The organism is Paraburkholderia sediminicola, assembly GCF_046027825.1.
GTDB classification, from domain to species: domain Bacteria; phylum Pseudomonadota; class Gammaproteobacteria; order Burkholderiales; family Burkholderiaceae; genus Paraburkholderia; species Paraburkholderia sediminicola_D.
In genome coordinates, this window is sequence record NZ_JAQQDU010000165.1 from 1 (window position 1) to 9,208 (window position 9,208).

The following is a 9,208-nucleotide window of genomic DNA, read 5'->3' on the forward strand; positions in this document are numbered from 1 at the left end:
CCTAGCCAACGACTCGGGAAACTCGCGAAAGCCTCAGGCGGTGACACAACGTGTTGTCATGAGCGGCGTATGCTTCGACGCAGGACGCGATCATTGTTCTCGCCGACGGCGGCTCGAAAAACCTGGCAGTGTGTTGCAGACCTGCCTACTCATTCAGGAGTTCGACAGCATGACTGAAAAAACCATCAAGGTCCCAGGCCCCGATCATCCGATCACGGTCGAGCCGGAGAACGCCCGCGTGGTGGTCACGGTAGCCGGCCGCGTGATCGCCGATACACGCAATGCGCTGGTGCTGCGTGAGGCGTCGTATCCGGCGGTGTATTACATACCGCGCACCGATGTCGAGATGGCCCTGCTGGAACGCACCGATCACGCTACCTATTGCCCGTACAAAGGCGATTGCGCGTACTACAGCATTCCGATTGGCGGCGAGAAGGCCGTGAATGCCGTCTGGACCTACGAGTCGCCCTATGCGCCTGTGAAAGAGATCGCTCAGCATCTGGCGTTCTATCCGAACCGGGTCGATTCCATCGAGGTGCGGCCGGAAGGGTAAACGGACCCGATCGCGCATCGCAGCGGTGAAGCTTCGATGCGCGGCGCCAGACATTTGAAGAGTTGGTACGGCAGGAGGGACTCGAACCCCCCACCCTCGGCTTAGAAGGCCGAACAAAATTCCATTTATCGGCGTTGATCAGTTTTCATTAAAAAGCCTGAAAACCATGCCAGATAAGCCATTAAGCCAAATACCGGCGTTCTTCCGCGTTGATAAAAATTGATTGATTGCCGTATGATTTGCCTACACAGTGCCTACACGGCACGCCACGTAGGAAATCTGATGAAAAAAGAGAACTTCACGCCTGAGCGGGTGGCAGGCTACCAGTGCGATCCCGGGCGGCAACAAACCATCTTTTGGGACCGGAAGCAGCAAGGGCTGGGGCTTCGCGTGACGGCATCCGGGCGAAAGGCGTACGTCCAGGAGGGCCGCTTGTTCGGCAAGACGTTGCGCATCACGATCGGGGCACCTGATGCGTGGCCGCTTGAGTCGTACGTCACGACCGACCCGACCGGCAAGAAGATAGAGCGCCTTGGCGCGCGGCAAGAGGCTGCGCGGCTCAAGGCTCTCCTAGACAGAGACATAGACCCACGCGAAGAAAAGTCAGAGCAGCGCGCCGCCCATGAGGCCCGCAAGCTCGAATCGCTCCGTCAGGACGCGACTGTAAGCGAAGCATGGCGAGCATATCTTGACGCGAGCCGGGCCAAGTGGAGCGAGCGCCACTATAAGGATCATGAAAATCTGGCTCATGCTGGCGGCGCGAAGAAACTACGTGGGACCGGGTTGACGGTGCGGGGGCCGCTTGCGCCCCTTATGTCGTTGAAGCTATCGAGCCTGACCGCCGACACGATAGCTGCATGGCTTGAAGCCGAGGGGCAAGACCGTCCGACCAACGCCGAGCAGTCTTATCGCAAGCTGCGGGCATTCATTCGCTGGTGTGACGACCGACCAGAGTATTCCGGCATTGCCGCACAGAACGTCTATAACGCGCGCTCAGTCCGTGACGCGGTGCCGCGCACCAACGCAAAGGACGACTGTTTGCAGCGCGAGCAGCTAGCGGCGTGGTTTGATGCTGTGCGCAAGATCCAGAACCCGGTTATCAGTGCGTACCTGCAAGGGCTTTTGATTACTGGCGCACGCCGCGAAGAACTGGCCGCGCTTAAGTGGGACGACGTGGACTTTCGCTGGCGCAGTCTGCACATTTCCGACAAGGTGGAAACCGAGAGCGGTCGAACGATTCCGCTTCCGCCTTTTTTGGCGTCCCTGCTGCTGGACCTGAGGCGTATCAACGACACGCCGCCCAATATCCGCCAACTGCGCCGCCTCAAACAGCGCGGAGAAGAATGGCAGCCGTCGCCTTGGGTGTTCGCCAGCAAGACCGCCGCTGACGGCAAGATTGCCGAGCCGCGATATGCACACAATCAGGCACTCGCTGATGCGGGCCTGCCTCATGTGAGCTTGCACGGCCTGCGCCGCTCATTCGGCACGCTGGCCGAGTGGTGCGAGGTACCTGTGGGAGTCGTGGCCCAAATCCAAGGGCACAAGCCGTCCGCGATTGCCGAAAAGCATTACCGCCGCCGCCCGCTCGACTTGCTGCGCATGTGGCACGACAAGATTGAAACGTGGATGCTGGAGCAAGCGAGCATGAAATTTGAGCCGACTGTGCCGGCTATCCGGGTGATAAGCTTACCTAATTAAATAAAGCGCCAGACTAGGCCGACGGGCCAAAAATCGGGAAACCTTCACCCGACCGTCTGGTCGCCCCATTTTGAAGGCCGCACATGAAGGCGTGTGAATGAGCACTATTGACTGGTCTCTTTGGTTAGGACTCGAAATTGTTGAGGAGTGGCAGGCTTGCGCGCTGTCGATCGGGATCGATCCTGATTCCGTACGGCTGGACCAATACGGCAATTTTTACACCGGCTCGCATAGCTTGCCAAGCTTCGATCCGTTCTTCTTTCCCACGGCTGTGAGCAAAGAAAACTTTGACAGGCGCCTGCGCCTGCTGGCTGCACATAGTAAAAACACGGCGCATTTTCGTCGCCCTTCGGCGGTCACGAGTTCACCGGGCTGCCGGGAAATCTATCTATCCGATTTTGCCACGTGGGCGGTTTGGGTAATGAAATTGGACGAATTCCCGCCCGAGCTTGCGGCGTTGGCGACCGTCCTCGCCGCACCGTTGTCTGACGAGTCGACCGCCGGGGCCAGCCAGCCTATACCTGTGGCAATTAATAGCAGTTTCAAGATCCGCAGGAATATCTTGGACCCAGCTATCGAAAAGGCGACCGGAATAACGGGGAGCAAGGATACGGCCGCCGTCTTCCTGGCGCTTAAGAACATGGCATTGAACGGCGAAGCGCCGTTTACGGGGCAAGTGTCAAACGGCAACTTGTGCTACACGGATGACAACAATACGGTGGTCTATCTCACAAAGAACGCGTTGCGAGCTCGACTCCGTCGTCGACAACGCGCGGTAGCGCTCGATAGCGAACGATAAGCGACGCTCCTATCGCAAAATTTCCAGCTATTTCATACCTTATCAACGCCGAGACCTGAAGCCGAGCGCGGCGGAATGCTGGGGCGTTGATAGCGAATTCGGCACGTTATCAGCGGCTCATGCGCCGCCCAGCACGGCGAAAAAATGAGCGTTGACCCATGAATCCTCACAATTTGCCTTATCGCTGCGCCCTCCCGGAGGTTTTGTCGACGGATGAGGCCGCCGCCGCAATCAATCGCAAGCCGCAGACACTGCGCAAATGGGCCTGCCTGGAGAATGGCCCGATTCGCCCCGTCCGCATCAATGGCCGTTTGGCATGGCGTGTCACCGACCTCGTCGCACTGCTGCGCGGGGAGGTGGCCCAATGAATACTCCCGATGGCATCAAATCGCCGACGCCTGTTCCGATTATCCGGACGGGGGACGGTCGCGCGCCGCGCATCATCGATCACATTGTCCTTAACGGCCGCTTGCACGACATCTTTTGCACACTCGTTGACGAGGGATTCGACGGTGTCAGCGTCAGCTTTTGCCGTGAAACGGGTCTCACATGGCGTATTGAACTCAGCACGCCAGCAGGCGTCTTCTTCGAGTGGCTGTGTCATCGCTCAAAACTCGGCTTTGACCTGCCCGATCCGGCATGGGCGGTCGCGTTCCTCCGCAACTTTCTGTTGACTCAAGAGGGCGCAGCATGACGGACTTTGTTGATGCTCAGGTTAGCCCAACCGAATACTCGCTCATGGCATACACCAGCGAAAAGGCCAATGTTGGCAAGCAGAAAGCGGGGACGTGGGAGCAGGTGGTTGCCCTGCTGAGCGCGCGCCATATCCGGTCGGAAAAGTCGGGGTATGCGTTCGCTCCCGTTGAGATGAAGCGTGGCGCCACACGCGCAAAGAGCAACGTGCTCGCTATCCATATGGCGGTCGCTGACATCGATACGGAGGGCGTGAAGGACAAGGCCAGCGGACGCGTGTTGGAGGTTACGAAGCGTGCACCGCAGCTGGACCAAATTCGTGCCGGCATCCAAGAATATACGTGGGCCGCACACTCGTCGCACTGGCACGAGCCGCATCGCGGTGTCGTCAAGTACCGGATCGTGTTTCCATTGGCGCGGCCGTGCGCGCCTGACGAGTGGCCGGAGGCGTGGCAGGGTTTGAACATCCTGTTGGGCGGCCATTGCGATACCGCCTGCCGTGACGCTTCCCGCCTGTATTATCTGCCGAGCTGCCCAGAGGAGTCAAAGGAGGACGCCTTCTTTGACAGGAACGAAGGTGGGTTGCTCGATCCCGACTACCTCATCAGCCTCGCGCGCAAGTTAGCCCACGAATTGGCGGCGCCTGCAACTCCCCGGAATGTGGCTGTTCCCGCTGACACTGTATTGCCGGTGGAATGTGCGGAGCAGATCGAACGCGTCAAGTCGATGCTTGCTGCGATTTCTGCCGACTGCGGCCGTGACCAATGGCGCAATGTGCTGTGGGCGGTCGCCTCGACCGGCTGGAGTTGTGCAGAAGCACTTGTGCGGGAATGGAGCCAGACGGCGCCCCAGAGGTTCGACGCTGAGGCGTTCGACAGGACGTTTCAATCGTTCAAGCCTGGTGGCGGCGTGCAGTTCGGAACACTCGTGCACATCGCACGAGAGTCGGGCTGGGTTGAGCCGTGCGGCTCGGGTTTGATGAGCGAGAACGCGCGTCCCGGCGCAGGAGACGTGCTGAATGGTCGGTTTTTTGCCCACCGCTACCGCGATACGTATCTGTTCGTGCACGAGACCGGCAAAATGCTGACCTTTAAGACCGGGTGTGGATGGACTGCGGCTCCGCCTGGCGAAGCTGACCGCGCCGCGAAGGCCGCTATCGACGCAATGGCGCAAACCGCCGAGGAGCAATGGCAGGCTGCGCCGCGCGACACCAAATACCGACGCCTCGTGGAGCACGCAGAACGCAGCAGCACGCTGCCGAAGATCCGGGGCATGATCGAGCTCGCGAAGTCGGAGCCCGGCATGACTGTCCAGTTGCGCGAACTTGACAACGATCCGATGTTGCTCGGTGTGCAAAACGGTATCCTCGATCTGCGCACCGGTACGCTGCTTGCACCGTCGCCCTCTTTGCGCGTCACCAAACGCTGCCCGGTAGAGTTCCGTCCGGACGCAACCCCACTGACCTTTCGTAAATTCATCAAGCGCATTACGCGCGGGGCGCCAGCCTTGCGTCCGTTTCTGCGCCGCTGGGCGGGTTACGTGTTGACCGGGCAGACCAGCGAACAGTGCTTCCTATTCCTTTACGGGCTGGGGCGGAACGGGAAAACCACCTTCGCGGAACTGCTGCAGTGGCTTCTGGGGGATTACGCCGGCCCTTTGCCGACGTCCACCCTGATGATGGAGAAGAGCGATCCGGGTGCATCCCGCCCGGACTTGATGCTGCTACAGGGGCGGCGTCTTGCACTCGCGTCAGAATTGGAGGAAGGCGCCAAGTTTGCCGAGGCGGCAATTAAGGCTATGACGGGCGGAGACACCATGCAGGCCCGCAATCCCTACGGGCTGTATGCGAGCTGGCAGGCTACTCACAAGCTGATGATCACGGGTAATCACAAGCCTCTCATTTCAGGGAGCGACTTCGGAATGTGGCGTCGCCTGCTCTTGATTCCGTTCATGGAGACGATCACCGATGATGAGTGTGATGAAGATCTGATCGAGAAATTGCGCGCGGAGGGTTCGGGGGTGTTGAACTGGGCGCTGGCCGGGTTGCGCGACTGGCAACAACAAGGGCTGAACCCACCGGCGGTCGTCCGGCAGGCTGTCGCAGCTTATCGTTCAGATATGGACATCCTTAAGCAGTGGATGGATGACCATGTGCAGCAAGCGCCAGGGGCAGTCACGCCGACCGCCGATCTCTACAGGGCTTATCAGACTTGGGCTCGTGATGCCGGTTGGAAGAATCCGATGACGCGTGCTGCATTTGGTCGGCGCTTGGCGGAGCGCGGTGTCCAACTGATCAAGGGAGGCGCGACCAATACCAAGTGCGCGTGCGACATTGCCCTGAATGACGAGGGCAAGAAAGCAGCAGCGCGTCAGTTCTGAGCAGACCCCGGACGATCCGGACGATTTGAGCATATTGGGGAACATTCTTCTTTCTCTTTGTCATAGAAGACTTTCCAGAAATGACCAAAAAACATCCAGATCGTCCGGTAATGATCATCTTATATAACGTAGGAATACTAACCACCACCGAGGATCAGCTATGAGTGCATACATCAAGCAACTGAATCGCATCGTGGAGGCCAATTTTCCGGGAAAGGCGCCACTCCAGCAGCAGTTTCAGGCATGGTACGGCTCGCTGCCGGAAATCGTACGAAGTCGCCCGTTTTCTATGATCGAGTTTGAGAAGGCGCTCGGCACGCAGGGAAAATACATCAGCCCAGTACTGCTGGAGTTGGGCTGGCAGCGTAAGCGCCGATGGGGTTCACGGGGCCAGTATCATCGCTACTGGGTGCCACCGGCACTGGCTTGCACGAAGCCTTAGCTTTGAGGGAGCCGGTGCAATCTAAAAGCGCCTAATGTCGTGTGGCAGCCAATGCCGTTGCTTTCCTGCGGTTCAGACAGCCGTTTCCGATTAGACCGACGGGAAACCGTTCGTTTCAGCTATGCACCGGCGTGACTACGGAGTTTCTCGATCGGTATGCCGACCTTCGGCAAACACTGCATCGGACACCATGCCGAAGGCTCGCCCAGGACGTAGACCATCGATGGCCCGTAGCGCAAAGCAATTGAAGTGGTTCGTTCTGGCCTACAAATGTCTTGGAAATGAGCTTTCCGCCAGTGGCCTCAACATGGCGCCGGATCTTCGCCAGTGTCTCTGTCCGGTGAAACGTCGCCTGTGTGGCCTTGCGGCACTTGGCGCACCAGCCGCCTCGCCGGCAGATTCTTGGGCTCATCTCCCATTCATGGCCCACATGACATCGCCACCTTAGCCGAAAGTCCTGTCCAAGATACCGACGACTCAGGCAGACACCGCCACGCTCGCGCGCCGTCTCCTGGCATCGGGTCAAGCGGTCATCGGCCACAATCGCAAGCTGGTTCAGGTCGATAGTTGGCTGCCCGCTCCACTTTCCGGGCGCAATGCCCAGCCGTTTCAGTTCAGCGCGGATATGACGCTCGATCTTGTCGTTGGAAATGGTATATGGAATTTCGATCAGTGTGACACCGTGCTCACGGCATCGAGCACGTTTGATCTCATCGCGATCCTGCAATGCCGCGAGTCGTTGCTGGTTAATCCTGAACTGCTTGACCTCTGTGAAATGTTGCGCACCCTGATACTCAAACGCTAACTTGAGCCCCGCACAGTAGCCATCCAGTTCAAGCGGCACGCCTTGCCGTCCCAGCAGCCATTCGGGGCGGCTCCGGGGGAATGAGGCGCGGAAGATACTTTCGAATACTACCCTGCAGACACGTTCACTCCGCGACAAGGCGCACTCAGGGCACCAGCAACCCGCGATGATGTTAGCAGGTGCACTTGGCCATTGATGTCCGCGTGCACACTCCCATTCCAACGCGTGGTAAACATTGCGGTAAGCGGTGGAAATGCATTTCCCCCCGTTGCGCGCCGCCAAGCGCTGCATGACTTTGATGCTCAGGTTCGTGTTGTCGCGGCTCTTCCTTTCGTTTGCGCAGACAGCGCACCAGTGTCCCTGACGGATATTCTCCGGTCTTGACGGCCACTGGTGCCCCTGCGCGCATTCCCACCAGAGCGGGGTTTTGCCGTTTGTGTATTTTTCGGACAAGCAACGGCCGCCATGCGCACTCGCCATTTCCACGCATACCTCAATGCCGAGACGCCGCGCCTTGCTATTACGCTCAACTGCACATCGCGGGCACCAATGTCCCGCGACGACAGACTCGCCCGATGCTGGCCATTGATGCCCCATCTGGCAGCGCCAGCGCAAATGATCGCGACCGTGCACATACTTAGTTGAGAGACATTTGCCCCCATGCTGCGTGGCAAGTGCTTGCATCTCTTCGAGAGTGTGACTGGGCTTTCCGGCCTTCCACGTGCGCATGACGGTATCCATCCTTCCTGCTAAGGAAGTCTTGGGCGCGGTGCTTCATGGCGGTCGAGGCGGCATAGTCATTCTGCAGACCACCCGTTCCATCGAGAATGCATCCGCATCAGGTTCCCGACTCAAAGAACTGCGCACATGCGGCCGGTGTCATGAGCGGAAGAGCGAGGCAATCAGGGTTGCTTTAACACTGCCCGCCTTGGAGGCGTCGCCGTCGCTGGCTTTTCGTGTACACGATGAGGATTTGTCGGATCTTTCCCTTTGGCAAACCCTCGTTCCTGTGGGTTGAGCTTTCACGACTAGCCGGCAGTGAGCAGGGACAGTCCGGACCCGGGATGATCCAGCCTCTGATCGCAGCCTGTTAATCCTATTTTGGGATTATCCTAAAACAGGTTTACTTAATCAAGGCTCCCGGTTCCCTGGTCAGCCTTGGTGAAATCTACAAATACTCCGCAGTACCGTGCGGTACTTGATCGCCTCATCGCGGCAAGGAAAGCGAACGGGCTCAGTCAAGCGGAATTGGCGTCGCGCCTCAGACGCCCGCAGTCGTACATTGCAAAAATTGAGATCGGTGAACGTCGGCTCGACGTGATCGAATTTCTGGAACTTGCCCGAATTCTGGGGGTTAGCCCGGCGAGCGTTCTCGAAAACCTCAGTTAGCGCCGGAGATGGACGAGCAACCGGTCTTTCACCCAGTTGGCCAGTTGTTCTAGGAGGTCGATGGTAGCCACGGTCGGTCGGCTGCTGTGTCACGCGCACATCCTGCATTCAGCGGAGATATTGTTTCGGGAAGGAACGGCGAAAAGGCAGGTCGGCGTGCCTGTCGGTAGGCGAAGGCAACTGGGATCACCGCTATTGGGTACCGCCTCAGGCGGAGTACTGAAGAGACACAGTTGTCACTGAGAGCTTGCACATCAGGCGTTGTGATCTATTGGCGAAACGGCGGTCGATACGGCGAGAAGCAGAAATCGACCGAGGATGTCTGAAAACACAAAACTATTCGGTTTTCGGGTGTCGCTTTGTCCTTCCCGAAGTGCCGCGAAGCCGACATAGCACGACCTGAAGGGTCGATTTTCTAGCATGCCTCATTCAGAACGCGTTTTCACACAC

8 protein-coding genes are annotated in these 9,208 nt (G+C 58.5%); all 8 read left to right on the forward strand.

Annotation, left to right across the window (positions count from 1 at the left end):
• The first annotated feature begins 169 nt into the window (after positions 1-169).
• The 8 genes from PQQ96_RS40595 to PQQ96_RS40630 all read left to right on the forward strand — a co-directional run bounded on the left by PQQ96_RS40595 (position 170) and on the right by PQQ96_RS40630 (position 8,758).
• Positions 170-553, forward strand: coding sequence for a DUF427 domain-containing protein (locus PQQ96_RS40595; RefSeq protein WP_408302828.1), 384 nt, complete (start codon positions 170-172; stop codon positions 551-553).
• Between the two features lie 282 nt (positions 554-835).
• On the forward strand, positions 836-2,251 hold the full coding sequence (locus tag PQQ96_RS40600; protein ID WP_408302830.1) for a tyrosine-type recombinase/integrase: 1,416 nt from the start codon (positions 836-838) through the stop codon (positions 2,249-2,251).
• A 97-nt stretch (positions 2,252-2,348) separates the two neighbouring features.
• Positions 2,349-3,050, forward strand: a complete 702-nt coding sequence (locus PQQ96_RS40605) for a hypothetical protein (protein ID WP_408302832.1) — start codon at positions 2,349-2,351, stop codon at positions 3,048-3,050.
• Positions 3,051-3,208: 158 nt separating this feature from the next.
• Positions 3,209-3,418 (forward strand): helix-turn-helix domain-containing protein, encoded by a 210-nt coding sequence (locus tag PQQ96_RS40610; protein ID WP_201084600.1) that lies wholly within the window; start codon positions 3,209-3,211, stop codon positions 3,416-3,418.
• Positions 3,415-3,744, forward strand: a complete 330-nt coding sequence (locus PQQ96_RS40615) for a hypothetical protein (protein WP_408302834.1) — start codon at positions 3,415-3,417, stop codon at positions 3,742-3,744. Before PQQ96_RS40610 ends, PQQ96_RS40615 begins: the two co-directional genes overlap by 4 nt.
• The gene (locus PQQ96_RS40620) at positions 3,741-6,122 is read left to right on the forward strand and encodes a phage/plasmid primase, P4 family (protein WP_408302836.1); all 2,382 of its coding nucleotides are present in this window, start codon (positions 3,741-3,743) and stop codon (positions 6,120-6,122) included. The genes PQQ96_RS40615 and PQQ96_RS40620 overlap by 4 nt, the downstream gene beginning before the upstream one ends.
• A gap of 160 nt (positions 6,123-6,282) precedes the next feature.
• Positions 6,283-6,564: a hypothetical protein gene (locus tag PQQ96_RS40625; protein ID WP_408302838.1), complete on the forward strand. Its 282-nt coding sequence runs from the start codon at positions 6,283-6,285 to the stop codon at positions 6,562-6,564.
• Positions 6,565-8,530: 1,966 nt separating this feature from the next.
• Positions 8,531-8,758 carry a helix-turn-helix domain-containing protein gene (locus PQQ96_RS40630; protein ID WP_408302839.1) on the forward strand — a complete coding sequence of 76 codons (228 nt, stop codon included), beginning with the start codon at positions 8,531-8,533 and terminating at the stop codon, positions 8,756-8,758.
• The last annotated feature ends 450 nt before the right edge of the window (positions 8,759-9,208 follow it).

What these genes read in the sequence shown, in the direction of transcription:
- PQQ96_RS40595 (WP_408302828.1), top strand. Translation starts at nt 170, where the DNA reads ATGACTGAAAAAACCATCAAGGTCCCAGGCCCCGATCATCCGATCACG.
- PQQ96_RS40600 (WP_408302830.1), top strand. Translation starts at nt 836, where the DNA reads ATGAAAAAAGAGAACTTCACGCCTGAGCGGGTGGCAGGCTACCAGTGC.
- PQQ96_RS40605 (WP_408302832.1), top strand. Translation starts at nt 2,349, where the DNA reads ATGAGCACTATTGACTGGTCTCTTTGGTTAGGACTCGAAATTGTTGAG.
- PQQ96_RS40610 (WP_201084600.1), top strand. Translation starts at nt 3,209, where the DNA reads ATGAATCCTCACAATTTGCCTTATCGCTGCGCCCTCCCGGAGGTTTTG.
- PQQ96_RS40615 (WP_408302834.1), top strand. Translation starts at nt 3,415, where the DNA reads ATGAATACTCCCGATGGCATCAAATCGCCGACGCCTGTTCCGATTATC.
- PQQ96_RS40620 (WP_408302836.1), top strand. Translation starts at nt 3,741, where the DNA reads ATGACGGACTTTGTTGATGCTCAGGTTAGCCCAACCGAATACTCGCTC.
- PQQ96_RS40625 (WP_408302838.1), top strand. Translation starts at nt 6,283, where the DNA reads ATGAGTGCATACATCAAGCAACTGAATCGCATCGTGGAGGCCAATTTT.